The organism is Agaribacterium haliotis (genome assembly GCF_002312815.1).
Classification (GTDB): Bacteria; Pseudomonadota; Gammaproteobacteria; order Pseudomonadales; family Cellvibrionaceae; genus Agaribacterium; species Agaribacterium haliotis.
Window position 1 is genome coordinate 128,512 of sequence record NZ_NKQJ01000009.1, and the last position, 25,148, is coordinate 153,659.

Here is a 25,148-nt window from a genome sequence, read left to right on the forward strand (position 1 = left end):
AGGAGTGCTTACATGAAAAAGTCTTTATTGAGTTTGGCCCTGGTTGCAGTGGCTACAAGTGCAACTCTGGTTCAGGCCGATAATCGCAAAGGCTTTTACGCCGGTGGCGGTATATCTGTTATGGATACCGGTATAAAAAGTGATAGGGTTCCTTGGGCTGGTAACCCTGAAGTACAGTATCCGACTCCGAACCTTACTCTTACTCAAATAGATGTTCTGGGCGGGTATAAATATAGCCCTTGGTTAGGGGCTGAAGCCCGCCTGGGCACAGGCATTAAAGACAACCAAAATACTAATTACGAATATGCTTTGAAGTATTACGCTTCGCTTTACTGGCGCCCGGAAGTTACTAATCAACACGCTAAACTTTATGGTTTGCTCGGCTATAGTAGCGTTGGGGTTGATGTAACGGCTCGTGCAGATGACACCGTTATTAGTTCTGACTCTTATAGTGGCCTGAGTATTGGCTGGGGGGCAGGTTTTACTCTTAGCCATAAAAGCAATTTTAATATTGAGTTCAAAAGGCTTGTAGAAAGCTCGGATGATGCTCTAAAAATGTCAGGCATTTCTCTGATATATGATTATCGTTTTTAATCATAAAAAAGCCGGCAATTTGCCGGCTTTTTTATTTAGTTAGTAATTATTCAACTATTTATTAAATTTCTTTTTTTATAATTTTTTCGAGTGTTGCCTCAATCCAGCTCTCTACTTCTTGGGTGATGCTCTTACTATCTAAAGTAGAGCTATCTATCGCATTGCCGATAACCACAGTGACACAGCCTGGTTTTTTCACAAACTGTTTATTGTCTCCCCAGTAGCGCCCGGCATCGTGACAAATAGGAATAACCTTTACACCTGCTTCGCGCGCTATATCGGCGCCGCTGCGTGCGTATTTTGCTTTTTGGCCAATTGCAACACGTGTTCCTTCGGGAAATAAAATCAGGTTAATACCGGACTTTAAGCGCTGTTGACCCTCTTCTTTTACCTGCTTAAGTGCCAGCCGGGGGTTGGAGCGATCGATGGCGATTGGTCTAAGTGCGGCAAGGCCCCAACCAAAAAAAGGAATCTTTAACAGCTCTTTTTTGAGAACGGTTGCCGCAGGCCAGAAAAGCCCTTGTAGGAAAAAAGTTTCCCAGGCGCACTGATGTTTTGATAACACAACAACTGGCTGGTTCTTTATATCCTGAAGTTTTTCCAAGCCGACTATGCGCCAGCGTATACCACAGCAGATTCTAGCCCACCACAGAATGACGTAAGTCCAGCTAATAATGATTGCGTGAGCTTGTTTAGCGGGCACCACACGCAGAAATAAACTCAGCAAACCATAGCAAGTTGTAAAAACAAAATAGCCTGCGGCGAACAGGCTAGAGCGAACAAAATTAAGTGAGCTTGTCACGATAAGCATCCAGGCTAATTTATGGGCTAAAAAAAGGGGCTAAGCCCCTTATTGGTGTCAGCGTTTAACGGCTAATAAGCTGATATCTGCGACTTCAAGAAAGCTTGTGCGCAGTAGCCTAAGTAAATTAAGGCGGTTTTGTCTTAGCTGCTCGTTATCAGCCATTACCATAACGTCTTCAAAAAACTGATCGACGAACGGCCGCAAAGTGCTGAGCTGAGCCAGTGCTTCGGAATATTTTTTGGCCATAAACAGAGCTTGCAACTTAGCTTGCAGAGCGCTCATATTTTCCCAGAGCTGTTTTTCTGCAGCCTCAGTCAAAAGGGCTTCGTTTATCTCACCTTGAGGCTGTTTATCAAGCTTGGATAAAATATTCGCAACACGTTTATTTGCCGCAGCGAGCGCCTCGGCATCGCTGCCTTTGGCAAATTCACTTACAGCTAATACCCGGCGATGAATATCAAGTGGAGCACTTAACTGCTTTTCGTTTACGGCTAAAAATACTTCAGCGTCGATGCCGGCTTCTTCATACCAAGCTTTAAAACGCTCAAGAACGTAAGATAAAACATCTTCAACAACACTTTCGATTTTACTCAGGTCGTTAAACTGAGAAGCGGCAAATTTTACTAAGTCAGCCAGGTCGAGCTCTAGTTCAAGCTCAACAATTAACCTGAGTACGGATACTGAGGCCCGACGAAGCGCAAAAGGATCTTTAGATCCTGTCGGGTGTTGGCCGATACCAAAAATACCGGTAATGGTGTCCAGGCGGTCAGCTAACGCGACGATAGCCCCAGCACGTGAGGAAGGCAGTTTGTCGCCGGCAAATTTCGGTAAATAGTGTTCATCAATGGCCAGCGCAACTTCTTTGGTTTCGCCGTCATTTAACGCATAGTGATAGCCGGCGATACCCTGCATCTCGGGGAACTCGTAGACCATGGCGCTGACCAGGTCGCTCTTACATAGTTCAGCTGCGCGCACGGAAGCGCTGCCATCAGTGCCGAGTTTGTCGGCAATATAGCTGGCGAGCGCTTTGATACGCTCACTCTTATCAAAGATACTGCCAAGTTTTGCCTGAAACACAACGGTTTTGAGTTTACTGCGGCGATTTTCCAGGCTCTGTTTTAGATCGGTGGCGAAAAAGAATGCGGCGTCAGCCAGGCGAGGGCGAATAACTTTCTCATTGCCATTAACAATGGCACTGTAATCGTCCGATTCAATATTGCTAACGGTAATAAAACTAGGCAGTAGCTGGCCGTCGTTATCGACAACATGGAAATACTTCTGATGCTCTTTCATTGAGCTAATTAGTGCTTCCGGTGGCACCGATAAAAACTCTTTATCAAAACTGCCGCCGAGCGCAACGGGCCATTCAACTAGGGCACTGACCTCATTGAGCAAGTCATCGTCAATAACAGCCCGGCCGTTTAAATTATTTGCGACAGCTTCAACTTGCTGCTTAATTAAGCGGCGGCGCTCAGCATAGTTAGCGATAACTTTGCCCTGCTCACGCAGAATTTGCTTATAGTTAGTAATATCGTCAATAACAATTGTACCGCTGCTGTGAAAGCGGTGGCCGCGAGTTGTATTACCGGCGGTTTTGCCCAGCAGGCTGCAATTCAGAACCTGATCATCCTGCATAAAGACAAGCCACTGCACCGGGCGAACAAACTCGGTACGGCTGCTGCCCCAACGCATGCGTTTAGCGATGGGCAGTTCGGCCAGGGCGCTTTCAACAATTCCCGGTAATAATTCCGAGCTAAGCTCGCCACCTTTTGTAACTTTACATACGAGCTTTTCAACCTTGCCGTCTGAAGCGACACTAACCTCGTCAATGCTGACACCGTTGCGCTGGCAAAAAGCCAATGCAGCTTTGGTGGCGTTGCCGTCTTTATCAAAGGCTACTTTGGCTGGCGGGCCAAAGTTTTCAACTTCTGAAACCGGGGTGTGCTCGTCGAGCTGCTTAACCAGGAAGGCAAGGCGCCGCGGGCTAGCAAAGCTGTCGAAACTTTCGAATTTAAGCCCCAAAGCCTTGAGCTGCTGTTGAACACTTGCAGCCAGGGCTTCACTTAAACTCAACAAGGACTTCGGCGGCAGCTCTTCTGTACCGAGTTCAAACAAAAAATTACTGCTCATCTATTTGTCCTTTTTGTCCTGATCACTTTGGCTGCGATTGATAACCTCGTCGCGAAGTGTTTTGTCTGCGAGTGGGAAACCGAGCTTTAAGCGCGCGTCAAAATACGCTTGGGCAACAGCGCGGGCGAGGGTGCGTACACGCAAGATAAAGCGTTGACGTTCCGTTACAGAAATGGCTGAGCGCGCGTCGAGCAAGTTAAAGCTGTGTGACGCTTTAATAACAAGTTCATAGGCGGGCAGGGGCAGTCCAAGTTCAATAAGGCGCTGGGCTTCGCTTTCGTATTTATCGAAGCTTTGAAATAAAAACTCAGTGTCAGCGTGTTCAAAGTTATACGCCGACATCTCAACTTCGTTTTGATGAAAGACATCCCCATAACTGACGGCTTTACCGTCGGGGCCAGTGGTCCACACCAAGTCGTAAATCGAGTCGACGTTTTGCAGGTACATTGCAATGCGCTCGAGCCCGTAGGTGATTTCACCGGTGACCGGGTAACACTCAAGACCGCCAACCTGCTGGAAATAAGTGAACTGGGTAACTTCCATACCGTCGAGCCACACTTCCCAACCGAGACCCCAAGCGCCTAGCGTAGGGCTTTCCCAGTTGTCTTCAACAAAGCGAATATCGTGTTTAAGCGGGTCGATTCCCAGTTCTTTGAGGCTGTTGAGGTAGAGCTCTTGGATATTTTCCGGGCTCGGTTTCATCACTACCTGAAATTGGTAGTAGTGTTGCAAGCGGTTGGGGTTCTCGCCGTAACGGCCATCTGTCGGGCGTCGACATGGTTGAACGTAGGCACTGCTCCAATTTTCAGGGCCGATAGCGCGTAAAAAAGTGGCAGAGTGGAAAGTTCCGGCACCGACCTCGAGGTCCACCGGTTGGAGAACCACGCAGCCCTGCCTGGCCCAATAGTTTTGCAGGGCGAGGATAAGGCCCTGAAAGGTGCTTACGTCTACGTCAGACACATCTATACCTTGTTTATTTGAGTGGATCGGCTGAATGTTTGTAGGTGCTCACTTCTAGGTCAAGAAGCAGACCCACAGCCGACAAAGGGCGCAATTATAGCCCTTTCCCGATACTGCGGCCACGCGCAAGTTGCTTGCTTTGATTGATCTATTTATTACTTAACAGCGTTGATAAGCGTCGAGGACTTGAGTCTTTTCTGGCAAACTAGCGCCGCATATTCATCCTGAGGCGAGACTCTTGGCTTCTGTTGTTCAGAAAAAACTAAGTTACGCGGTGTTGAAGACTTTAGGCTCCATGCCTTTGAGTTGGGCGAGGGCTATTGGCGCTGGCTTGGGGCATGTCGCTTGGGCGCTGAATGGCCGTGAGCGCTGGGTGACGGAAAGAAATATCGAACTGTGTTTCGCTTCTCGGCCGCTCAACAAACGGCGTGATTTAGCTAAAGCCAGCTTAATTGAAACAGCCAAGTTGTCACTTGAAATGCTTGTGGTTTGGCGTCGCGATCAAGCCTGGTTGCAGGCGCGAATAAAAAAAATCGATGGTCAAGAGCTTGTCAGCGAAGCGCTTGAGCAGGGCAAGGGTTTGATTGTTCTCGGGCCTCACTTGGGCAACTGGGAAGTTTTGGGCAAATACATCCCTCGCTATGCGCCTGTTAGCAGTTTGTATCAGCCACCTAAACAAGTTTTGCTCGAAGAATTTATAAAAAATAGTCGCGAAGCCAGCGGTGCGCAGTTGGTGCCAACCAATAAGCGCGGCGTTGCGGCATTGCTCGGTCGCCTCAAAGCGGGTGAGATGACGGGCATCTTGCCAGATCAAGTACCCGATGAAGGCGGCGAATTTAGCGGTTTTTTTGGCCATCAAGCCTACACAATGACTTTAATCCACGGCTTGTTAAAACGCACTCAGTGTAAAGCAGTGATGGCCTTTGCCAAGCGGGTAGACGGAGGCTTTGAGCTGCATTTTCGCAAGCCGGATGAAAACATCTACAGTGCAGAACTAAGCGAAAGCCTAGAGGCGTTAAATAAAAGTGTTGAAGCTTTAGTTCAGGAAGCTCCGGCCCAGTATCAATGGGAATACAAACGCTTCAAAAAGCAGCCAGTTAAGGGCGATGGCAAAAAGCTGTATGCGCGCTAAGGGCGCCAGAACAAGGGCGAAAACAATACCAGCAGGGTAAACACCTCTAAGCGGCCTAGTAGCATGGCGAAACAAAGCAGCCACTTGGCAGCGTTGTTGATCTCTCCGTAGTGAGCACTTACATCTGCAAGGCCCGGGCCGAGGTTGTTGATGCACGCACCGACGGCACTAAAGGCGGTTAAAAAGTCCATGCCGGTGGCGAGCAGAAGAATACACAAGGTTAAATAGGCGATAACGTACATCGCAAAAAACCCCCAGACAGCGTCGACAACACGATCGGAAACGATTTTATTGCCAATCTTGACCGGGATTACGGCGTTGGTATGAATTAGCCGGTTAATCTCGCGCGCGCCCTGTTTGATGATCAGCAAAATACGGATCATCTTGATGCCCCCTCCAGTAGATCCCGCGCAGCCGCCCATAAATGCAAACAAAAAGATAAACATCGGTAAGAAAGTAGGCCATACGCTGAAATCAGCGACACCAAAACCCGTTGTTGTCAAAATCGAAATCAATTCAAATGCGCCAAATAGGGCGCTGGTCTCGAGGTCATAAGTACCGCTGTACCACAGATAAGCAATGGTTACGCTAAGCCCCAAAGCCAGCATACTAAGGTAAAACTGCAGTTCCGGGTCGCGAAAATAATGGCGGATATTTTTCACGCGCCAGGCAAAAAAGTGCAGCGCAAAATTAATTCCGGCGAGCACCATAAATACCATGGCGATAATAAGAATAACGGGGTTGTCAAACCAAGCCATGCTGGCATCGTGAGTAGAAAAGCCGCCGATAGCTACGGTTGAAAACGAATGACCAATAGCATCAAAAACAGACATGCCTGCGAGCCAATAGGCCAAAGCACAAGCCAAGGTCAGTGTTAAATAGATAAGAAATAACGCCTTGGCTGTTTCAGTAATGCGCGGTGTCAGTTTACTGTCTTTCATTGGCCCGGGAGTTTCCGCGCGATAAAGCTGCATGCCGCCGATACCGAGCATGGGCAAGATGGCAACGGCAATGACAATAATTCCGATACCGCCGAGCCACTGCAGCTGTTGGCGGTAATAGAGTATTGCCTTGGGAAGGCTATCAATATTGGTAAGGATGGTTGCGCCGGTGGTGGTCAGGCCGCTGATGCTCTCAAACATGGCGTCGACTAAAGACAGTGATGGTGAGTCTGCGAGCATAAATGGCAGCGAACCAAAACCGCCGAGTACCAACCAGAACAGTGCGGTTACCAAAAAACCATCGCGGGTGCGCAGATCTTTGCGCACCCGATAGACGGGCATCCATACCGCCAAGCCGGTGACAAAAGTAATGGCAAATGAAATTAAAAAGCTCAGCAGTGCGCCGTCTTGATAATAAAGCGATACAAGAACTGGGGGCAGTAAGGTCAGGCTGAACAGCATCAACAGTATGCCGAGAATTTTTGAGATAACCGCGTAGTGCACTTAATCAGCCTGTCAAAAGTTAGAAGAAGGTAAAACCGACCTGGAATAAACGCTCAATATCGCGGGTGTAGCGCTTGTCGACCACAAATACAATAACGTGGTCGCCGCTCAAAATAATGAGGTCGTCGTGAGCAATTAAGACTTCTTGCCTGGTTTCACCTCTATCTTCGTACTCGCGAACAATGGCTGCAATCATGGCACCTTCGGGCAGGTCAATTTCCTCGATGGCTTTGCCGACAACTTTGGAATTGCGCTCATCGCCGTGAGCGATGACCTCAATCGCTTCTGCCGCGCCGCGCCGCAAACTGTGCACATTGACAATGTCACCGCGCCGCACGTGGGTAAGCAAGGTACCTATGGTTATCTGCTGCGGCGAAATAGCGATATCAATATCACTGGCCTGAACCAGGTCGACATAGGCATGTTTGTTTATCAGCGTGATTACCTTGTGTGCACCGAGCTTCTTGGCGAGCATGGAGCTCATAATATTGGCTTCGTCGCTATTGGTGACGGCGAGGAAAACATCGCTGTCTTCAATATTTTCAGCCGTTAGCAGTTCCTGGTCAGAAGCGCTGCCTTTGAGCACAACGGTTTGACTTAGGTGCTCGGCGAGGTATTCGCAGCGCTCGGCACTGTTATCGATCACCTTGATCGAATACTGTTTTTCGAGTTGCCGCGCGAGGCGGTGGCCGATATTTCCACCGCCGGCAATAATGATGCGCTTGTAGGGCCTGTCGGCCCGCCGAAACTCACTTACAACCGCTTTGATATCTTCTTTGGCGGCGATAAAAAACACTTCGTCATCGGCTTCGATCACCGTGTTACCGCTGGCGAGCATGGCGCGGTTGTTGCGGTAGATAGCTGCAACTCGGGTATCAATATTGGGGATGTGTTTGCGAATGTAGCGCAGTTCCTGACCAACCAGCGGCCCGCCAAAGTAGGCTCGCACTGCGACAAGCTGAACCAGGCCGTCGGCAAAGTCCATAACTTGCAGCGCACCGGGCTGTTGGATCAAACGGCTAATGTGATCACTTACCAACTGTTCCGGACTGATGATGACGTCAACGGGAATGGCTGTATCGCTGTAGAGGCCCTCGTAGCTTGCGTATTCGGTAGCGCGAATACGCGCAATTTTGGTTGGTGTACGAAATAAGCTGTGGGCGATTTGGCAGGCGAGCATGTTGATCTCGTCAATACCGGTGACCGCAATCAACATGTCGGCATCTTCAATGCCCGCCTGCATTAGTACATCTGGGTGAGAAGCGTGGCCATTTACAACACCGATATCGATGCGATCAAGCAGGGAGCGCAAGCGCACATCGTCGCTGTCGACAACGGTAATATCGTTGGCCTCGCTGCTTAAATGGGTGGCAAGCGTGCCACCGACGCGTCCGGCGCCGAGTATGATGATCTTCATCGTTTAGTTAGTTTTCCCAAACTATTGGCTTTTTTGTAAGCACGCATAATAAAAGCCGTCATGGCTACCTGACTGAGGGAACAGCTGACGTCCGTAATCGCGTTTTTCTCCCCAGTTAGCGTCGATAACCAACTCCTGGGCATCCTGTTGTTCTGCTAAAAAACCAGAGATCTGCTCTTCGTTTTCACGCTTGAATATTGAACAGGTTGCGTAAACTAAAATACCACCGGGTTTTAGGCATTGCCAAAGTTTGCCAAGTAGAAGTGCCTGAAGCTGACTCAGCTGCTGCAGGTCGTCGCTGCGCCGCAGGCATTTAATATCCGGGTGGCGGCGGATAATACCGCTTGCGCTGCAAGGTGCATCGAGCAGAATGCGATCGAAGGCTGCGCCGTCCCACCACTGCTGCAGCGCACTTGCATCGCAGACCTTAAGTTCAAGTTTGTTGTGCAACTTGAGCCGCTCAAAATTTTCACTAATACGTTCGGCGCGCTCAGCATCAATTTCAAGCGCCAGGAGTTTAGCGAGTTCGCTCTGTTTTTCTGCGATGTGAGCACTTTTACCGCCTGGGGCCGCGCAGGCATCCAGTACGCGCTGGCCGGGCGCCAACTGCAATAGTTCGGCACTGAGCTGAGCGGCCTCATCTTGCGCACTAAAGGCTCCCTGACGAAAGGCGTCCAACTCAAATACCTTGGGGCTGTCGCAAACAAGCCCGACATCGCTGAAGCTGCAGTTGCTGGTGTGAATACCGTGTTGCTGAAGCTCCTCGGCGAGCCGGTCTCGGCTTTGAGCGTTGATATTGCAGCGAAGAGTCAGTGGTGGCTGGCTTTGCATCGCCTCACAAATTTTTTGCCACTGCTCGGGCCAATCTTTCTGGAAGAGCGCTAACATCCATGCCGGGCAGTTGTAGAGTGCGGGGTCGCTGCCTTGTTTTTGTTGTTCGAGATCTTTTTGCTGGCGCTGGAAGTTGCGCAATACTGCGTTAACGAGCTTTTTTGACCAGGGCTTTTTCAGTTTTTGAGCGGCGTTTACCGTTTCACTGATGGCGGCGTGATCCGGTGTGCGCAGATACGCGAGCTGATATAGGCCGAGCAGCAGCAGAGCTTGCACATCGGCGTCTTTATTTTTGAGTTTTTTGCTGAGCAACTTGGTTAAATAGAAGCTTAGGCTTTCATAGTGGCGCAGACAACCGAAGACGAGAGTGTGAAAAAATGCCCGATCTTTTGCGTCGAGTTTGTTTATCTGCTTATCGAACAAGCTTTGCAGTGATGCTTCTTGGCGAAGTACCGGGGCGAGTATTTGTGCGGCAGCGACGCGAGCGTTCATGCTTGTTCAAACTTAGTCGCGGGAAGGCGGTGGTTAAGGCCGTTGAGCCAATCTTGCACTGCCATAGCTTTTTTACCGGGCAACTGAATCTGTTCTAAGCTGAGTTTGCCCCGGCCACACTGAACCTCGACAGAATCGCCGACGACGCTCAGTACACCGACTTCGCCGACAGAGTTGTTATCGATCAGAGTGGCTTTGTGAATCTTAAAACGCTGGCCATTGAGTTCGGAATAACAGACTGGGAAAGGGAAAAAAGCGCGCAGTTTTCGCTCGATAAGTTCGGCCGTTTCGCTCCAGTCGATCAACGCTTCTTGTTTATCGATTTTTGCAGCGTAATTGCTGAGCTTGTCATCCTGTGCTTCGGCTTCAATAAGGCCCTGTTCCAACAGGCTGAGGCTTTTAATAAGTGCCGGGGGGCCAATTTCAGCGAGCTTGTCGTGCAGACTGGCGCTAGTCTCGTCGCTGTCTATGTCGCACAGTGCTTTAAATAACATCGCACCGGTATCCAGGCCAATATCCATCTGCATAATGGTGATACCTGTTTGTTTATCACCCGCTTCGACGGCGCGTTGGATTGGCGCAGCCCCTCGCCAGCGGGGCAAGATGGAGCCGTGAACATTGATGCAGCCCAGCCGCGGTGTGTCGAGCACAGCCTTTGGCAAGAGAAGCCCGTATGCGACCACCACCATAAGATCTGCACCAAGGTCGGCGAGTTCAGCTTGAGCCTCATCACTTTTGAGGCTTTGAGGTTGCAACACCGGAATATCGTGAGTCAGAGCGAGCTGTTTCACCGGGCTGGCACTTAGTTTTTTGCCGCGTCCTGCGGGTCTGTCCGGTTGGGTATAGACCGCTACTACCTTGTGTTCACTATCGATTAGCGCTTGCAGGTGGCGCTCTGCAAAAACCGGTGTGCCGGCAAAAATGATTTTAAGGGGCATAGGTGTTAAGCGCGCGCTCTATGTTGTTTTTCCAGTTTTTTGCGAATGCGTTGACGTTTCATATTGCTGATGTAATCAACAAAGAGCTTGCCGTCGAGGTGATCGATTTCGTGTTGAATACATACGGCAAGCAAACCTTCGGGCTCAATTTGAAATGGTTCGCCATCTTTATTTAGCGCGTGCACCCGCACATGCTGTGGCCGGGTCACTTCTTCGTAGAAGCCGGGAACAGACAAACAGCCCTCTTCGTAGCTGTATTCGTCTTGATCAAGGACCTCGATACGTGGGTTGATAAACACCAACGGTTGGTCTTTGTCTTCGCTGACATCAATGACGATAACACGCTTATGCACATTCACTTGGGTAGCAGCCAGGCCGACACCGGGCGCTTCGTACATGGTTTCAAACATGTCGTCGACCAACTTGCGGATTTTGTCGTCTACCTGCTTTACTTCAGAAGCGACCGTGCGCAGGCGAGGGTCGGGAAATTCGAGAATATTTAATAGTGCCATTACGTGACAAACTTCTAGTACTTAGCTAAGTTTCCCAGCTAACATTATGATGGAGAAGGGTTTATACTGAATTTTCGAAACCGAAGTAGCGCCGCGCTCCACCTGCACCTTGTTCAAACAAGTCTAAACTGGGGTTACAGCCATCGGGCTCAGAACTAATAGTATACCGATTTCTGACCACGCCGCCGAATACTATGGGACAATAACTCATGAGAAAGTACCTGACAGGAATGATGGCCGCGCTGGCCCTCAGCGCGCCGCTCAGCGCCGACGAGCCGCAATGGCAGGAGGATATGCCCGATACGCATACCGTAGTCAAAGGCGACACGCTGTGGGACATTAGTGAAACTTTCCTGAAAAACCCCTGGCTCTGGCCCGAAATCTGGCATGTTAATGCTCAGATTGCCAACCCCCACCTTATTTACCCCGGCGACGTTATCCGTCTGATTTATTTAGACGGTGAAAAACGTCTAACACTCGATACATCTGGCCGCATATTCAAGCTGGAGCCTAAGGCTCACGTTGTCAGTCAGGGGGAGGCCATTGAAACGATACCGCTCGATGAGATCAATAGTTTTCTATCGCGCAGCCGTGTGGTCAGCGAACAAGAGTTGCAGTTGGCGCCCTACGTTATCAGTGGTTTGAACGAGCACCTTATTGTAGGTGCCGGTGATAAAGCCTATGTTCGCGGTAGCGTGGATGGTGAAAACACAGGTTATGGTATTTATCGCGAAGGTGAAGTCTATATCGATCCGGTGACCGATGAATTCCTCGGTGTGCAGGCGATTGATATCGGTTCAGGCATGATTGAGCGCGTCAATGGTGAAATCTCAACGATGGCGGTTACCCGCACGACGGAAGAGATGCGTATTGGCGACAGGTTGCTCCGCGATGAAGAGCGCTCGATTGATTCAACGTTTTTCCCTTCGTCTCCACTTGGCGATGTTGAAGGTCAGATTTTGGCTGTTGAGGGCGGTGTAAACCAAGTAGGTAAACTCGACGTGGTGGTAATTAACCGCGGAAGCCGCGAGCAGTTGGAAGTTGGCAATGTGCTTGCCATTTTTAAACGCGGTAACCACATTACCGACAGAGTGACCGGCGATCGGGTTAAGTTGCCAGATGAGCGCGCCGGTTTAGTGATGGTTTTCCGCACGTTTGAAAAAGTAAGCTTGGCACTGGTTATGGATGCTGAGCAGGGTATTTCGGTCGAAGACATCGTACGTAACCCTTAAAATTATTTGTTCGGGTTGGCAGGATGCCGGCCCGCGCTATTGTTACTGCCTTCATATGATTATCAAGGATGATAATGCCTCCAGCAGAGATCAGTGCGCTGGCACTGCAGCTATTGCCCAATTTCAGCCATCGTTCCCGCTTAAATATATTTAAAAATTTTGAGTGCTTTAGCTCTATTGAAGCGGCGCAGCCAAGCCAGCTTCGCGAGCTGATGTCTGCAGAAACTCTGCGAGCGTGGTGTTCTTATAAAAGTGGTCGCGGTGAGCACTTTGACAAGGTCAGGCGAGAGTGGGAGCTCAGTCAGCAACACGATATTCAGTTGCTGAGTATAGAGAGCGAGCTTTACCCAAAGTTATTAAAAGAAAGCTGTGATGCCCCGCTTTTGCTGTACGTTCGAGGTGACGTTAACACACTTGGCTTACCGCAGGTCGCGGTAATTGGGGCAAGAAAAGCGAGCCCAACAGGGCGAGCGCTGGCTGCAGAATTCGCCGCCGAGCTGGCCTGCAGAGGCTATGTTGTTACTAGCGGTTTGGCGCTGGGTATCGATTCCGAAGCTCATCGAGGTGCTTTAAACGCGGCTTGCGCTGGCCCTCTTGCCCAGGGCGCCGCAACCATTGCTGTACTGGGTTCGGGCCTGTTGAAACCCTACCCTCAAAGAAACACCGCTTTGCTTGAGTCAATTGTGCAACAGGGCGGGGCCGTCGTCAGTGAACAGCCTTTGAAAATGGCCGCGCTGAGCCACCATTTTCCACTGAGAAATCGCATTATTGTCGGTTTGAGCATAGCGACTTTGGTTGTGGAAGCGGCGCTAAAAAGCGGGTCTCTGATAAGCGCCCGCCTTGCACTGGAAATGGATAGGGAGCTATTTGCGATCCCGGGCTCTATTCGCAGTGAGTTAAGCCGGGGCTGCCACCAGTTGATAAAACAAGGTGCAGCACTGGTTGAAAGTGTTGACGATATCTTAACAAACCTAAGTCATTGGCAGCCGTGGTTTCAACAACAACTATTTGCCGAAGAAGCACAAGAGCAACTTGAGGGCAGGCAGCGGCAAGTACTGGAAAGCGTTGGCTGGGAACTCAGTAGCATCGACACGGTATTAGAACGCAGTCAGTTAAGCTTGGCTGAATTAAGCGAAGTTCTGCTAGAACTTGAACTCAGTGGCCACATTGAAAACACTGGCATGGGTTATGTTCGGCTATGAGGCTTGAGTTTTATTTTGTTTAACAGTAGCGTCTGCGTGTTTTTGATCAAAGCGATGTCAGTGTTCGCAGAGCCATATGAACTATCTTTCCAACCCCAAACTGCGCCGAGCTGTTTACGCAATTAAGCACGGTGAGGTGATTGCGTATCCCACCGAGGGTGTCTGGGGTCTTGGCTGTGACCCATTTAATGCTCACGCCGTACAGCGCATACTGGAGCTCAAACAGCGGCCCGTGGAGAAGGGGCTTATCCTTATTGCTGCGCGAGCTCAACAGTTTGCATTTTTGTTAGATAAGCTCGACCCAGTGAGCAGAGCGCGCGTGCTCGCACCTCAGCAGCAGGCTACCACCTGGCTGGTTCCTCACTTGAATTTAGTGCCGTCTTTCATATCTGGCAATAGCCGCAGTGTTGCTATTCGCATCAGTGAGCACCCTGTTGTGCGGGCCCTTAGTTTGGCGTTTGAAGGGCCCATCGTATCGACTTCTGCAAACCCGGCCGGCTTGCCTTCGGCTGTTAATGCGATGCGCGTGCGGCGCTATTTTGCAGATAAAGTTCACATCGCTCCGGGGCGCATAGGTTCAAACAGTGGCGCTTCCCGTATAATCGACGCGGTCAGTGGCGAGCGGTATCGCTGACGTTTTTTCTTGGCAGACAAGCTAAACAGGATACTCATGAGTAAACCCGACAAGCAGGCGGTGCTCAGCTATTTGCGCGAGCTGCAAAATCAAATTTGTTCGCGTTTAGAAGCACTCGATGGTAAAGCCAGATTCTCAGCTGAAACCTGGCAGCGTGAGGAGGGTGGCGGCGGAGAAAGCCGTGTCATTACCGACGGTGCAGTGATAGAAAAAGGTGGGGTAAATTTCAGCCACGTGATGGGGGCATCTTTACCTAAGTCTGCGACAGCTCATCGACCCGAGCTCGAGGGCTGCAGTTTTGAAGCGATGGGCGTATCGCTGGTTATTCACCCGCTTAACCCGAGGGTGCCGACAAGCCACGCCAACGTGCGCTTTTTTATTGCGGAACGCGAGGGCGCAGAGCCGATTTGGTGGTTTGGCGGCGGCTGGGATTTGACCCCGTACTACGGCAACGATGAAGATTGCCGGCACTGGCACCAAGTTGCTAAAGACGCTGTCAGCCCTTTTGGTGATGACGTTTATAGCCGTTACAAAAAGTGGTGTGATGAATACTTCTTCCTAAAGCACAGAAATGAGCCGCGCGGTGTTGGCGGCTTATTTTTTGACGATCTTAATGAGCTCGGTTTTGAGCAGAGTTTTGCGCTTATGCAGGCCGTGGGTTCTTCATATTGTGATGCTTATGTACCGATTGTCGAGCGGCGAAAAGATGACGCCTGGGGTGAGCGCGAACGCAATTTCCAGCTCTACCGCCGCGGGCGCTATGTTGAGTTTAACCTTGTCTATGACAGGGGCACGCTTTTTGGCCTGCAAACCGGGGGGCGCACGGAAAGCATCTTAATGAGTATGCCACCTCTGGTGCGTTGGGATTACAACTGGCAACCCGAGCAGGGCAGCGAAGAGGCGCGTCTGTACGAGCATTATCTGCAAGCAAAGGAATGGTTGTAATGGACAAGTATCTTGTTGTCGGCAATCCGATAGAGCACAGCCGCAGCCCTGAAATACATACAATGTTTGCCGAGCAGTGTCAGCAGCAATTGCGCTATGACAAACTTAAAGTAGACGAGGCGGATTTTGAATCCGCCGTGCGAGACTTTGCCCGCGTAGGTGGCAAAGGCATGAACGTGACCGTACCGTTTAAAGAGGAAGCTTTTGCCATCGCCGATGAATTAAGCGAGGCCGCTCAACTTGCTGGCGCCGTAAACACACTCAGTTTTCAGCAAGACGGCCGAATACTCGGTGACAATACTGATGGTCTTGGCATGGTTAACGATATTGTTAAGCGTTTAGCCTGGCCGCTGCAATGCAAACGAATCTTGTTATTAGGAGCTGGCGGTGCCGTTAAAGGTGTTCTGTTACCGTTGTTGCAACAAAAGCCTGCACAAATTGTTATTGCCAACCGAACCGCCGAAAAGGCCAAAGATTTAGCTCGGCGTTTTTCAAATTACGGCGATGTCATAGGCTTGGGTTATGCTGAGCTGGAAAATCAAGCCAAGTTTGACGTGGTGATTAACGGAACATCTGCCGGTTTAGATGGTGAAATGCCTCCAGTGCCCGCAGAGCTTGTTGACAGTGAAACTGCCGTTTACGACATGCTTTATGCAAAAGAAGCGACACCGTGTTTGCGCTGGGCTCAGGCTTTGGGCGTAGAAAAAAAATCGGATGGCCTCGGTATGTTAGTTGGTCAAGCTGCGCAAAGTTTTAAAATTTGGCGACATATTGAGCCAGACACAAGCCCGGTTATTGAAGCGTTACAGAAAAAATCTTAGCGACAAGAGCCCCTAGTTCAGTTCACGGCGGCGCAGGTACAGCGCGGTGTAGCTTGCAAACAGCAGTGCGGCAACCGCGTTGTGGGCTACGGCGATAGTTAGGGGCAGGGCAAGTAAAACATTGCTTATGCCCAAGCCCAACTGAGTTAGCAACAGCGCTAATAAGGCACTCGCTAGTCGGGAAGTATATTTATTCCCCTGTTTGATTAATTTAACACAGAGCACAATAAGCGAGCCGCTGAGCAGTAGCGCGACAAGTCTATGGCTCCAATGTATCGCCGTACGAGCAAAGTTATCGAGTTGGCCGCCTAGGTAGTTCGGGCCGATATTCTGCAAAAAATTAAAACCTTGAAAAAAATCCATTTCTGGAAAGATTTTGTTCTGGCATAGTGGGAAATCTGGGCACGCAAGTGCTGCGTAATTACTTGAAGTCCATGCCCCCAAGCTTATCTGAACAAGTAAGAGCGTTAAACTAAGATGCCACCAAAACTCGTAAACCAGTGAGCTTTTGTTGTTGTGTTTTTCTTTAACAAATAAAAGGCTGCTGCAATATAGGCTCAGAGCAAGTATTAAAAACCCTCCGAGTAGATGGGCACTTACAACTTGAGGCCAAAGTTTCAAGGTCACTGTCCACATACCAAATAAACCTTGCAGTAGAACCAGGCCGGCGACCGCACTCAAAGCTAATAGTAACTTACTAAAATTCGTTGTTGTGTTTAGCCAGTAAATAGCGCTTGCATATAACAGCAGTAAAAAAATACTTACGTATTCAAATGGCAAGCTGCTAAGTGCTGCGGCGACAACAGATATAATTACACTGAATAGTAATACTGGAAGATAAATAAGTTCTTTGCGGTTCTCTAAACGATAGGCAATAAAAAATGCTGCGAAGATTATAAGCCCAAGGCAAGAAGCAATTATCCTGTGAAGTTGTTCGGGCCAGGTTTTACTTGAATCGACAGGGGTGTTTTTGTAGTTGAGTGTCGCTTGCGTAATATCGTGTTCAGTAATAGGTACCCACAAGTGGCCGTAACATGTTGGCCAGTCCGGACAACCCAGGCCGGCATCAACAAGCCTGGTATAAGCACCAAGAACAATGACGCAGCCTGCGAGTACAACAATAGTACAGCTGATTATCTTAAATGCGTTGTGTTTCATTGTTGGTAGTCAATGGAATACTTTAGTGCTCGTTTAATATCTTTTAGCAGCTCATTACCTGTTTGTTTGTTATAGGCCATCATTAACATGCCTTGCTGATCGACAAGGTAATATTGATTTTCAGGTAGTTGGTGTTGAGCTAACCAATCCTCGATGTTTTTAATCTTAACCATCTTTAGCCTGGGGTGTTTTGTTTTAAGTGCTTGCCAGAGCATTGATTCAAAAAATCTGGGGTAAGCAAATACGACTCGCTCGACGCGTTTACTTCGCTGATCGAGGCGGATGTGAACCTGACGGCTTGTATATAGTTGGTGTTGGCACGATTCGTCACACGTATTGCTAATGAAAAAAGCAAGCCGCCATTTTTTGTCATCGTTCCATCGTTGCCACTCTTGTTGATTGAGTAAGCTGTGTAGTGATACCGCGGGGTCGATAAAACGGCCACTGTTTACTGTCGACTTAGGAAATAAAAAGCCGGTGTAAAAACTAATATACGCTAGTGCAATAGGCAGCACACTTATCAAAATAAGTATTAACAGTACTGGTATTTTCTTGCCGGTACGGACTTCATCTGTGCAAGCGAAAGCAGTTTTTAAACTGATATTTAACTCAGAGTTTTGGTTTTTCACAGGGGCGCTCCCAAGAGGCGTAGAACCATGCAGCAACTAAAACTAACGCAAGCATAAACCATTGAATGGCATAGGCGCGGTGTTTATCGGGGCTGATATTTACTACAGTTTGATTGTACTGATAGGCGCTCTGGTGATGATCATCGAGTACAAGTACATAAGTTAACAGATCGCGAAGCAGTTGCTTTTGCATCAGCTCTGTATTTATCTGAACGATACGTTTAGGCCAATGAGTTTGAGTCTCCAGGTTTTCACGAATCAGGGGGTTAGAGCTTGGTGTATATGCAAGGCCGCTTAGGCGAAGTATTGAACTTGGGCTTGATACTTGCGGATAAATACGCCTATCCATATTGGCCTTGATCCAACCCCGGTCTATAAGAATAATTCGGCCGTCTGTTAGTTCAAAAGGGCTAATTACGTGGTAGCCCGGGCGAGAGGCTAAGCTTCGGCCTTCCTGGAGCCAATAATTGTTAACTATGTAGCGCCCGCTTACTGTAAGCCTCGTATAGTTCGCTACACTGTTAAGGTCGGTAACATTTAAATCAATAGAAGCCGTGTTCTGTTGATCTAACCAGCGCTTTTGAATTTGTAGTTTTTCTTCAGCGCGCTGAATCTGCCAAAAACCAAGGGCGATTAATATGGGGAAAAATATCAACGCAAAAAAAGTTAAGCGCCAGTTGTGTTTATACCTATATGAATTTTTATTCATAGCTATAGAAAATGCTTAAGCTGCTTGTTGTTGTTTTATTTATTGTCACTGTTGTTAGCCTAAGCAGCGCAGCATTTTTCCTAATCAAAGATACAGGTACTGATAAGCGATGCATAAAAAGCCTAACCTTTAGAGTTATATCGGCCTCGTTGTTATTAAGCATCGTTGCATGGGGCCTAAGTAGCGGCCGGTTGGTGTCTAAGGCTCCGTGGGAGCAACACATTGTTAGGCCAGCAAATATACAAAAATAAATAACGCTAACCATACGACATCTACAAAGTGCCAGTACCAACTTGAAGCTTCAAAACCAAAACAGTCATCTTTTTGAAAGACTTGTCGTGTCTTCACTACAGCAATAACTGTCAGTACCAGACCCGCCAAGGCAACTAAAGCGAGGCGATAGCCAAGCGAAAAACCGTTGACATTAAATGCGATATAAAAAGCAATAAATAGAGCTGCTACAGCAAACAATCGCCAACGCCAGTACCCCGTATTTCGCATTAGTTGCACTAGCAGCATAGATGTACCAAGGCACACATGTGCACCGTGAAAACCGGTTAGCATAAAAAATGTGGCGCCGTAGATGCCGGAGCTTAGAGTAAGGCCGAGATCGTTATAGGCATGAATATATTCTTCGGCTTGAACAACCAGGAAGAGCAAACCCAGGCTAACAGTAAGTGCAAGCCAGAAGTTGAACAGGCGGCCGTTTTTTCCGCGCTTTAAAGCACTGTGAGCCATATGTACGGTAATACTTGAACTTAACAACAGTACCGTATTCCAAAATGGTAACCAGGACATCCAATGTTGAAATCCGGGGTTCGCCATATTTTGTTCAGGCCCAAGCACGGTGGCTTGTTCACCTTGCAGAGCCATATCTGGTGTTTGCATCAACGGCCACTGCGCTTCAAAGTTGTTCCACAGCATCTCGGAGCTTGGGCCTGTGCTCAACCAATCAAGTGAAAATGTTCTAACGTAAAACAAGGCGCCAAAAAAGGCTGTAAAAAACATAAACTCCGAAAAAATAAACCAGGCCATAGCCCAGATATAAGAGCGTTTCAGTTGCTCGCTGTTTAGGCCCTGCTTGTTTTCTTCAATAACCTGCTCAAACCATCGCCACAAAACAAAAACAAACATCAGTAAGCCGAGAAGGAAGATATTTGACGAAGTACCATTTTTGCCTTCGCCGAGCTCAATAAGCCAATTAGCTAAACCAACAACACATAAAAATAGGCTAAGGCTTGCAAAAATCGGTAATTTACTTTGCTCTGGAACATAATAGTCAGGTTTGTTATCGGCCATAGGCATTGCCTTCCGTGTTCTGTTCGCTGGCGTTCGGTAGTGTAATTAAGTTATCTACACGACTTAGGTTTAAGCCAATACGATGTTGTTGTTCGGCTTGAATTTCTTTACTCGATGCTTCGCTAATATCAAACAGTGTGTAGCTTAAGGTTAAACTTTTGATTGCTTTGGGTAGTTCAGAGTCAACAATAAACTGAAGTCCAAGATCGGACTGTTCTCCTGGCGCGAGGATCTGCCGGTTAAAACAAAAACACTCTGTTTTATTAAAATAGTTAGTGGCATTAATAGGTACCATACTAGGTACGGCTTGTACGGCTATCCATCGGCCACTTGTATTTTCTACACGAAATTTTGTAGTGGTAATTTGCCCCGGGTGTACCACAAGCGATTGCTCGGGGGCACTGAAAGTCCAGATGTGATTGTTATGTGATACAGCAATGAAGTTGATGGTAATATTTCGGCTATGGTCTACGATATCTTGTTTTGCGATATAAGCTTGATTGGAAGTCTTTCCATTTAGCCCAGTAACTTCACAAAAAAGTTGATACAGCGGCGGTAAAACAAATAGGCAAAACATAAACATTAAAAACGCCAGCAAAGCCAGTTTGAACGATAGTCGCTGTATATGCTTATCTGCCTGAGTTTTCACACTAGATCTCTGGGGCTTTGATAAAAGTGTGATAGGGCGCAGGAGATGCTACCGACCACTCCAACCCTTCGGCGCTTTCCCATACTTGATCGCTCGCAGGCCTACCGCTGAATATTGTTCTGATTACGATAAATAAAAATAGAACTTGTGCCGCACCAAATAAAAAAGCGCCGATCGAGGAAATCATATTCCAGTCTGCCCACAGTGGGTTGTAATCTGGTATACGCCTTGGCATGCCTGCAAGGCCGCTAAAGTGCATTGGAAAAAAAGTAATATTTAGGCCAATGAAAGCAATCCAGAAGTGTGTTTTTGCAAGTGTCTCGTTGTACATTTTCCCACACCATTTGGGCAGCCAATAATAAACGCCAGCGGTGATTGAAAATATCGCCCCGGGAACTAATACATAGTGAAAGTGCGCTACAACAAAATAGGTATCGTGGTACTGAAAATCAGCCGGTGCAATCGCTAGCATCAGGCCGCTAAAACCACCGATGGTGAATAAAATTACAAAAGCGATGCTAAACAGCATCGGCGCTTCAAATGTCATGGCGCCACGCCACATTGTCGTTATCCAATTAAAGACTTTTACGCCTGTTGGAACGGCGATCAGCATGGTGGCGTACATAAAAATTAGCTCACCAGCTAATGGCATACCAACAGTAAACATGTGGTGAGCCCAGACAATAAAACTCAGAAATGCGATAGAAGCGGTCGCATACACCATCGAGCTATAACCAAAAAGCGGTTTACGTGCAAAGGTGGGGATAATGGCTGAGATCACACCAAAGGCTGGCAAAATCATGATGTAGACTTCGGGGTGGCCAAAAAACCAAAATACATGCTGAAAAAGAACCGGATCGCCGCCGCCCGCAGCGTTAAAAAATGATGTGCCGAAGTGGATATCCATCAGCATCATAGTTACCACACCTGCCAAGACCGGCATTACCGCAATCAGCAAAAACGCGGTAATCAGCCAAGTCCAGACAAACAGCGGCATTTTCATCATGCTCATGCCCGGCGCACGCATATTTAATATTGTCGCGATTATATTAATAGCGCCCATAATTGAGCTGGCGCCCATTATGTGTACGGCAAAGATAAACACAGTCACACTAGGTGGCGCGTAGGTTGTGGATAGCGGTGCGTAAAAAGTCCAGCCGAAATTGGGAGCACCTCCAGGCATAAAAAGGGTGCCTATGAGCATGCTAAAAGCAAAAGGGAGTATCCAGAAACTCCAGTTATTCATGCGCGGAAGCGCCATGTCAGGCGCACCGATCATCAGTGGCAGCATCCAGTTGGCAAGGCCCACAAAGGCTGGCATAACTGCACCAAAAACCATGATCAAACCGTGTAAGGTTGTCATTTGGTTAAAAAACTCTGGTTCGACTATTTGTAGGCCGGGTTCAAACAATTCCGCACGGATAACCAGCGCAAATAAACCGCCAACAAAAAACATCGCAAAGCTGAACCACAGGTACATGGTGCCAATATCTTTGTGGTTGGTGGTGAAGAGCCAGCGACCTATGCCGGGTGCGGGACCATGTGCCATCGTGTTCTCCTCATCGGCCCTGTTTAAATTCGACGATATCTATAGGTTGCACAAGCTCACCCATATTGTTGCCAAAAGCGTTGCGCTGAAAGGTAACGACTGCAGCACTTTCGACGGGGCTTAACTGCTCGCCAAAAGCGGGCATGGCGCCGGCGCCGTTGAGAACACGATTCAAATGCTCTTTAACGGGGCCAGTTGCAATTGGTGAGCCTGCGATGGCGGGGAAAATACCCAGGCCTTTGCCATCTAGTTGGTGGCAGGTGGCGCAGTGTTGTTGATAAACACTTTCGCCGCGCCGGTAGAGCTCATCGAAGTCGAATTGTTGGTTTGCCGCTTCAGCAATATCTGCGGCAAGTTTTTTCTTTTCTTGAATAAATAATTCGTAGTCTTGCTGGCTGACGACTTTTACCTCAATGGGCATAAAACCGTGATCTTTACCACAGAGCTCTGCGCACTGGCCGCGATACGTGCCAATTTTGTCTACTTTAGTCCACGCCTCGTTGATAAAGCCGGGTATGGCGTCGCGTTTTACGGCTAAATCGGGTACCCACCAGCTGTGAATCACATCGGCGGCGGTAACAAGTAACCTTACTTTTTTTCCGGCGGGGATAACCAGAGCGTTATCGACTTCGAGTAAGTAGTGCTGGTTTTTGGCAGCATTTTTATATATCTGCTCAAGCGGTGTGCTTAAGTTGGAAAAATAGCTGACACCATCAGCGGGGTAATCGTAGCGCCACTTCCACTGGTAGCCAGTGATAAGTATTTCGATATCAGCGTCTTCGGTGTCGTAAATATCAATTAGGTTTTTTGTCGCAGGGAACGCCATTGCGATCAAGATAATAAATGGAATTGTCGTCCAGATGATTTCTAATACTGTACTTTCGTGGAAGTTTGCGGATTTTACCCCACGACTTTTTCGATGTAGAAACATCGATACAAACATCACCCCAAAAACAACAACACCGATAGCACAGCAAATCCAAAAAATGAGCATGTGCAAGCTATATACCTCTTTACTAATAGAGGTAACGCCTTCGGTCATATTTAGTTGCCACTCACTGGCGTGTGTAGACAGGCTCAGCAGAAACAAAAGCAAGCCGCAGGGCAAAGATACGATCCACCTCATTAGCCATCTCCATTTAGGCCAAATCTCTTATTGTTTTTAGAAGGTGCAGTTTTACTGTTCTACAACAAACCTAGCGGTATGCATTATTGTCATGCTGGTTTGTTGATAACTTAATTCGAGTATAGGCAGAGCCTTGCAAAAGTGAGAACTTGTCGCGCTGCAGTGACGGTTATTCTGTAATGGAAATTAAGTACAATTCGCTATAAGTGTCGACTTTTTTGTCAGATACGGCTTTAGGCATTAAGCTTAGTGAGGCTTAAAGTTCAGAACATTATTATCAAAGCTTGTTAACAGGGATGTGAGGTCGGTGCACGGATTCGGGTACAAGACAGCCTTGTAAAAATTATGCAGACAGACTCATTAGAAAAAATTCGCCAGATTATCCGCAGTGCTCACGATAGAGACAAAGACTTGGGAAGTTTAAAAGGCTTTGTGAATGAGCGATTATCGCGTCTGCATCGCTCGATTGAACTGCCTGGAGAAAAGCGTGAAAGCGCCCTGCAGCAGTTTTTACAACAGTATGTCGAACATGTTCCGGCTTTTCTTGAAGCTCTAAGCGACGTGGCAGTGCAGGCGGGTATAGAGCCGTTTGTTGAGGCCATGCTAGAGAGCTGTTACCAGTTTTTTAGTCGCCCGCCAGAGTTAATGGATCAACACGAAGGTGTAGAGGCGCTGATTGATGAGGCCTATTACGCGCACCGGCTGATGGAAGAGGTCAACGACCGCATTTTGCTTCAGCACGGCGTGCCGCTGACACCGATGGACATGACTTTAAGTAACATCATTGTGCACAGCCTGCTCGGCGAAGAATTTTCAAATGAGCTGGATCTGGCTGTGCACTACCATATCGACGTTTTGTTTGAAGACGCTCAAGCCCTTCAGGGCGAGGCATTTTTAAACTATGTCAAACTGCACAAGGTTGATGGTTTTCGCAATCTGTTGGAAGACTGGCCCTGCTTGGCGGGGGACTCGTCAATCGAACTCAAGGTCAGTTACAACCCTTCAAACTACGCGCTGCACTGAGTGGCGAAAGCGCTTGTTGGTATTTGCCGGTGCTAGTCTTTAGCACTTGCGTCAACAAATTGGTCAACAAAGCGCAGAGGCTCAACATCACCGCCTTCAGAGCTTGTTGAGCTGTTGTCGTGATTCTGTTTTTCAGTATAACCGCAGCTTACGCAGTGCATAACCGGTACACCGTCTTCAGCCCACACTTGAACGTGATCGATTTGTTTGCAGCTCGGGCAGCTTGCGCCCGCGATAAAGCGCTTTTTGTGATTAGCTAACAGCACTTTTGACCTCTGTTCTTGCCTGCTCTTATTTCGCTCGGCATAGTAACTGTTTTACTGTCTGCAAATAAGCCTTATGCCTGAAACAATGAGTAATAGCCCAAAAGTCGCCGCGATCCGTAAGTATTTATCCACAGAACCTAAACTCGGTGAGGCGGTTTTTATCGATAACTCGGCCGTGGTTATTGGCGATGTTGAGATTGGCGATCACTGCTCCATTTGGCCCTGCGCTGTGATTCGCGGCGATATGAACTACATCCGTATTGGAGCCCGTGTGAGTGTACAGGACAACGCGGTACTCCATATTACCCACAAAAGTAGCTACAACCCCGAAGGGCATCCGGTCATTGTTGGCGACGATGTCACCATAGGCCACGGCGCCTGTTTGCACGGCTGCACTGTCGGTAGCAGAGTGTTAATCGGCATTAACTCGACCGTACTCGACGGGGCTGTTGTCCCCGATGAGACAGTTATCGCTGCCGGGGCTTTAGTGCCGCCGGGCAAGCAGCTTGAGAGTGGCTACCTCTATGTCGGCAGCCCGGCAAAAAAAGCTCGGCCCCTAACTGAAAAAGAGCTCAGTTTTTTTTGTTACTCGGCAGCGAACTACGTTGAGCTAAAAGATAAATATCTTGCCGCTGAGCCAGAGGCGTAAG

Annotated in this window: 26 protein-coding genes and 1 pseudogene; 10 read left to right on the forward strand and 17 right to left on the reverse strand. The window is 48.4% G+C overall.

The annotated features are described in order from the left end of the window. The first annotated feature begins 12 nt into the window (after positions 1-12). Positions 13-594 carry a porin family protein gene (locus CFK45_RS11885; protein WP_096086660.1) on the forward strand — a complete coding sequence of 194 codons (582 nt, stop codon included), beginning with the start codon at positions 13-15 and terminating at the stop codon, positions 592-594. A 61-nt stretch (positions 595-655) separates the two neighbouring features. Here CFK45_RS11885 and CFK45_RS11890 read toward each other — a convergent pair whose 3' ends face one another. The 3 genes from CFK45_RS11890 to glyQ are packed head-to-tail and all read right to left on the reverse strand — an operon-like array spanning position 656 to position 4,489. Beyond that, entirely contained in the window at positions 656-1,396 is a 741-nt protein-coding gene (locus CFK45_RS11890) for a lysophospholipid acyltransferase family protein (RefSeq protein ID WP_239923662.1), read from the reverse strand. A 57-nt stretch (positions 1,397-1,453) separates the two neighbouring features. Continuing rightward, positions 1,454-3,529, reverse strand: coding sequence for a glycine--tRNA ligase subunit beta (gene glyS / locus CFK45_RS11895; RefSeq protein ID WP_096086662.1), 2,076 nt, complete (start codon positions 3,527-3,529; stop codon positions 1,454-1,456). Beyond that, positions 3,530-4,489 (reverse strand): glycine--tRNA ligase subunit alpha, encoded by a 960-nt coding sequence (gene glyQ / locus CFK45_RS11900; RefSeq protein WP_096086663.1) that lies wholly within the window; start codon positions 4,487-4,489, stop codon positions 3,530-3,532. Positions 4,490-4,727: 238 nt separating this feature from the next. Between glyQ and CFK45_RS11905 the strand changes: the two genes are divergently transcribed. Beyond that, the gene (locus tag CFK45_RS11905) at positions 4,728-5,621 is read left to right on the forward strand and encodes a lysophospholipid acyltransferase family protein (protein WP_096086664.1); all 894 of its coding nucleotides are present in this window, start codon (positions 4,728-4,730) and stop codon (positions 5,619-5,621) included. Here CFK45_RS11905 and CFK45_RS11910 read toward each other — a convergent pair. The 5 genes from CFK45_RS11910 to def are packed head-to-tail and all read right to left on the reverse strand — an operon-like array spanning position 5,618 to position 11,256. Further along, positions 5,618-7,066 (reverse strand): TrkH family potassium uptake protein, encoded by a 1,449-nt coding sequence (locus CFK45_RS11910; RefSeq protein ID WP_096086665.1) that lies wholly within the window; start codon positions 7,064-7,066, stop codon positions 5,618-5,620. The genes CFK45_RS11905 and CFK45_RS11910 overlap by 4 nt on opposite strands. A gap of 19 nt (positions 7,067-7,085) precedes the next feature. Next, complete coding sequence (trkA, locus tag CFK45_RS11915) at positions 7,086-8,483, reverse strand: Trk system potassium transporter TrkA (protein WP_096086666.1); 1,398 nt, start codon at positions 8,481-8,483, stop codon at positions 7,086-7,088. A 21-nt stretch (positions 8,484-8,504) separates the two neighbouring features. Continuing rightward, complete coding sequence (gene rsmB / locus CFK45_RS11920) at positions 8,505-9,806, reverse strand: 16S rRNA (cytosine(967)-C(5))-methyltransferase RsmB (RefSeq protein ID WP_096086667.1); 1,302 nt, start codon at positions 9,804-9,806, stop codon at positions 8,505-8,507. Next, the gene (gene fmt / locus CFK45_RS11925; RefSeq protein ID WP_096086668.1) at positions 9,803-10,744 is read right to left on the reverse strand and encodes a methionyl-tRNA formyltransferase; all 942 of its coding nucleotides are present in this window, start codon (positions 10,742-10,744) and stop codon (positions 9,803-9,805) included. The genes rsmB and fmt overlap by 4 nt, the downstream gene beginning before the upstream one ends. A gap of 5 nt (positions 10,745-10,749) precedes the next feature. Next, the gene (gene def, locus CFK45_RS11930) at positions 10,750-11,256 is read right to left on the reverse strand and encodes a peptide deformylase (RefSeq protein ID WP_096086669.1); all 507 of its coding nucleotides are present in this window, start codon (positions 11,254-11,256) and stop codon (positions 10,750-10,752) included. A 209-nt stretch (positions 11,257-11,465) separates the two neighbouring features. Here def and CFK45_RS11935 point away from each other — a divergent pair, with 209 nt between their 5' ends. From CFK45_RS11935 to aroE, 5 genes are all read left to right on the forward strand, one after another. Next, the gene (locus tag CFK45_RS11935; RefSeq protein WP_096086670.1) at positions 11,466-12,488 is read left to right on the forward strand and encodes a LysM peptidoglycan-binding domain-containing protein; all 1,023 of its coding nucleotides are present in this window, start codon (positions 11,466-11,468) and stop codon (positions 12,486-12,488) included. Positions 12,489-12,562: 74 nt separating this feature from the next. Then, a complete protein-coding gene (gene dprA / locus CFK45_RS11940) occupies positions 12,563-13,690 on the forward strand; it encodes a DNA-processing protein DprA (RefSeq protein WP_204378464.1) in 1,128 nt (375 codons plus the stop codon). Positions 13,691-13,766: 76 nt separating this feature from the next. Beyond that, positions 13,767-14,324 (forward strand): L-threonylcarbamoyladenylate synthase type 1 TsaC, encoded by a 558-nt coding sequence (gene tsaC / locus CFK45_RS11945; protein WP_096086671.1) that lies wholly within the window; start codon positions 13,767-13,769, stop codon positions 14,322-14,324. A 36-nt stretch (positions 14,325-14,360) separates the two neighbouring features. Further along, positions 14,361-15,269 carry an oxygen-dependent coproporphyrinogen oxidase gene (gene hemF / locus CFK45_RS11950; RefSeq protein WP_096086672.1) on the forward strand — a complete coding sequence of 303 codons (909 nt, stop codon included), beginning with the start codon at positions 14,361-14,363 and terminating at the stop codon, positions 15,267-15,269. After that, positions 15,260-16,090, forward strand: coding sequence for a shikimate dehydrogenase (aroE, locus tag CFK45_RS11955; protein ID WP_204378465.1), 831 nt, complete (start codon positions 15,260-15,262; stop codon positions 16,088-16,090). The genes hemF and aroE overlap by 10 nt, the downstream gene beginning before the upstream one ends. Before the next feature lie 12 nt (positions 16,091-16,102). On the opposite strand, the gene CFK45_RS11960 is transcribed toward aroE, so the two are convergent. Genes CFK45_RS11960 through CFK45_RS11970 form a run of 3 tightly spaced genes read right to left on the reverse strand, consistent with a single transcriptional unit; the run spans position 16,103 to position 18,586 of the window. Then, the gene (locus tag CFK45_RS11960) at positions 16,103-17,248 is read right to left on the reverse strand and encodes a COX15/CtaA family protein (protein WP_096086674.1); all 1,146 of its coding nucleotides are present in this window, start codon (positions 17,246-17,248) and stop codon (positions 16,103-16,105) included. Beyond that, positions 17,245-17,877: a hypothetical protein gene (locus tag CFK45_RS11965; RefSeq protein ID WP_096086675.1), complete on the reverse strand. Its 633-nt coding sequence runs from the start codon at positions 17,875-17,877 to the stop codon at positions 17,245-17,247. Before CFK45_RS11965 ends, CFK45_RS11960 begins: the two co-directional genes overlap by 4 nt. Further along, the gene (locus CFK45_RS11970; RefSeq protein ID WP_096086676.1) at positions 17,858-18,586 is read right to left on the reverse strand and encodes an SURF1 family protein; all 729 of its coding nucleotides are present in this window, start codon (positions 18,584-18,586) and stop codon (positions 17,858-17,860) included. The genes CFK45_RS11965 and CFK45_RS11970 overlap by 20 nt, the downstream gene beginning before the upstream one ends. Positions 18,587-18,597: 11 nt before the next feature. Here CFK45_RS11970 and CFK45_RS11975 point away from each other — a divergent pair, with 11 nt between their 5' ends. Beyond that, entirely contained in the window at positions 18,598-18,837 is a 240-nt protein-coding gene (locus CFK45_RS11975; RefSeq protein WP_096086677.1) for a DUF2909 domain-containing protein, read from the forward strand. Here the strand turns inward: CFK45_RS11975 and CFK45_RS11980 are convergent. The 5 genes and pseudogenes from CFK45_RS11980 to coxB form a co-directional block, all read right to left on the reverse strand. Next, positions 18,812-19,594, reverse strand: coding sequence for a cytochrome c oxidase subunit 3 (locus CFK45_RS11980; RefSeq protein ID WP_414630753.1), 783 nt, complete (start codon positions 19,592-19,594; stop codon positions 18,812-18,814). The genes CFK45_RS11975 and CFK45_RS11980 overlap by 26 nt on opposite strands. Then, positions 19,571-19,891, reverse strand: a pseudogene (locus tag CFK45_RS18900) (cytochrome c oxidase subunit 3); the annotation flags it as partial. The pseudogene CFK45_RS18900 and the gene CFK45_RS11980, both read right to left, overlap by 24 nt. After that, positions 19,875-20,534, reverse strand: a complete 660-nt coding sequence (locus tag CFK45_RS11985; protein WP_158224685.1) for a cytochrome c oxidase assembly protein — start codon at positions 20,532-20,534, stop codon at positions 19,875-19,877. The gene CFK45_RS11985 and the pseudogene CFK45_RS18900, both read right to left, overlap by 17 nt. Position 20,535: 1 nt before the next feature. Further along, positions 20,536-22,083, reverse strand: coding sequence for a cytochrome c oxidase subunit I (ctaD, locus tag CFK45_RS11990; RefSeq protein WP_096086679.1), 1,548 nt, complete (start codon positions 22,081-22,083; stop codon positions 20,536-20,538). 10 nt (positions 22,084-22,093) lie between these two features. Beyond that, positions 22,094-23,209, reverse strand: coding sequence for a cytochrome c oxidase subunit II (gene coxB / locus CFK45_RS11995; protein WP_096086680.1), 1,116 nt, complete (start codon positions 23,207-23,209; stop codon positions 22,094-22,096). A gap of 345 nt (positions 23,210-23,554) precedes the next feature. On the opposite strand from coxB, the gene CFK45_RS12000 reads away from it, so the two are divergent. Beyond that, positions 23,555-24,232, forward strand: a complete 678-nt coding sequence (locus CFK45_RS12000) for a hypothetical protein (protein WP_096086681.1) — start codon at positions 23,555-23,557, stop codon at positions 24,230-24,232. A gap of 32 nt (positions 24,233-24,264) precedes the next feature. Here the strand turns inward: CFK45_RS12000 and CFK45_RS12005 are convergent, their stop codons facing one another. Further along, complete coding sequence (locus CFK45_RS12005) at positions 24,265-24,498, reverse strand: YheV family putative zinc ribbon protein (protein ID WP_204378466.1); 234 nt, start codon at positions 24,496-24,498, stop codon at positions 24,265-24,267. 85 nt (positions 24,499-24,583) lie between these two features. Between CFK45_RS12005 and CFK45_RS12010 the strand changes: the two genes are divergently transcribed. Further along, positions 24,584-25,147 carry a gamma carbonic anhydrase family protein gene (locus CFK45_RS12010; protein ID WP_239923666.1) on the forward strand — a complete coding sequence of 188 codons (564 nt, stop codon included), beginning with the start codon at positions 24,584-24,586 and terminating at the stop codon, positions 25,145-25,147. Position 25,148 lies beyond the last annotated feature (1 nt).

Bases quoted from the DNA above. Each gene is read 5' to 3' on its own strand.
- CFK45_RS11935 (WP_096086670.1), top strand. From the start codon at position 11,466: ATGAGAAAGTACCTGACAGGAATGATGGCCGCGCTGGCCCTCAGCGCG.
- fmt (WP_096086668.1), bottom strand. From the start codon at position 10,744: ATGCCCCTTAAAATCATTTTTGCCGGCACACCGGTTTTTGCAGAGCGC.
- CFK45_RS12010 (WP_239923666.1), top strand. From the start codon at position 24,584: ATGAGTAATAGCCCAAAAGTCGCCGCGATCCGTAAGTATTTATCCACA.
- CFK45_RS11980 (WP_414630753.1), bottom strand. From the start codon at position 19,594: ATGTTTTTTACAGCCTTTTTTGGCGCCTTGTTTTACGTTAGAACATTT.
- dprA (WP_204378464.1), top strand. From the start codon at position 12,563: ATGCCTCCAGCAGAGATCAGTGCGCTGGCACTGCAGCTATTGCCCAAT.
- CFK45_RS11970 (WP_096086676.1), bottom strand. From the start codon at position 18,586: ATGAATAAAAATTCATATAGGTATAAACACAACTGGCGCTTAACTTTT.
- CFK45_RS11960 (WP_096086674.1), bottom strand. From the start codon at position 17,248: ATGAAACACAACGCATTTAAGATAATCAGCTGTACTATTGTTGTACTC.
- rsmB (WP_096086667.1), bottom strand. From the start codon at position 9,806: ATGAACGCTCGCGTCGCTGCCGCACAAATACTCGCCCCGGTACTTCGC.
- ctaD (WP_096086679.1), bottom strand. From the start codon at position 22,083: ATGGCACATGGTCCCGCACCCGGCATAGGTCGCTGGCTCTTCACCACC.
- hemF (WP_096086672.1), top strand. From the start codon at position 14,361: ATGAGTAAACCCGACAAGCAGGCGGTGCTCAGCTATTTGCGCGAGCTG.
- CFK45_RS11975 (WP_096086677.1), top strand. From the start codon at position 18,598: ATGCTTAAGCTGCTTGTTGTTGTTTTATTTATTGTCACTGTTGTTAGC.
- coxB (WP_096086680.1), bottom strand. From the start codon at position 23,209: ATGAGGTGGATCGTATCTTTGCCCTGCGGCTTGCTTTTGTTTCTGCTG.
- trkA (WP_096086666.1), bottom strand. From the start codon at position 8,483: ATGAAGATCATCATACTCGGCGCCGGACGCGTCGGTGGCACGCTTGCC.
- aroE (WP_204378465.1), top strand. From the start codon at position 15,260: ATGGTTGTAATGGACAAGTATCTTGTTGTCGGCAATCCGATAGAGCAC.
- glyS (WP_096086662.1), bottom strand. From the start codon at position 3,529: ATGAGCAGTAATTTTTTGTTTGAACTCGGTACAGAAGAGCTGCCGCCG.
- def (WP_096086669.1), bottom strand. From the start codon at position 11,256: ATGGCACTATTAAATATTCTCGAATTTCCCGACCCTCGCCTGCGCACG.
- tsaC (WP_096086671.1), top strand. From the start codon at position 13,767: ATGAACTATCTTTCCAACCCCAAACTGCGCCGAGCTGTTTACGCAATT.
- CFK45_RS11885 (WP_096086660.1), top strand. From the start codon at position 13: ATGAAAAAGTCTTTATTGAGTTTGGCCCTGGTTGCAGTGGCTACAAGT.
- CFK45_RS12000 (WP_096086681.1), top strand. From the start codon at position 23,555: ATGCAGACAGACTCATTAGAAAAAATTCGCCAGATTATCCGCAGTGCT.